Annotated in this window: 1 protein-coding gene; it reads left to right on the top strand. The window is 65.7% G+C overall.

Translation table 11 applies throughout. The features are described from left to right. Positions 1–332 (top strand): DUF3182 family protein (locus HX773_RS25570; RefSeq protein WP_176973824.1); only part of this gene is annotated, 332 nt, incomplete at both ends.

Genomic DNA, 332 nt, shown 5'->3' with positions numbered 1-332 from the left:
GCTGTTTTCCGAGCGCATCCGCAATGTGGTGCTGGATGGGTTGAGTGTGCACGCCCTGGCAGATGCGCGGCCGGCGGCGACCCATTTGCTGTACACCGGGCCGATCCGTCTCAAGCCCGTGCATGCCTGCGCCGGTCGCGGCCAGGAAGTGATCCGCAGCCTCGACGAGTTCGACGCCATCCTCGCGCGCCCTGATGCGGCGCAATTGTTCAGCGACGGCGTGGTGCTGGAGCAGGACCTGCGCGACGTGGTCACCCACAGTGTCGGCCAGAGCTTTATCGGCGATCACGTCATCAGCTACTGCGGCGATCAATACCTGACCCGGGACGGGC

It is taken from the genome of Pantoea sp. B9002, assembly GCF_013385945.1.
GTDB lineage: Bacteria > Pseudomonadota > Gammaproteobacteria > Enterobacterales > Enterobacteriaceae > Pantoea.
Note: the sequence above shows the minus strand (reverse complement) of the source record. Positions and strands in the feature narration are given on the sequence as shown.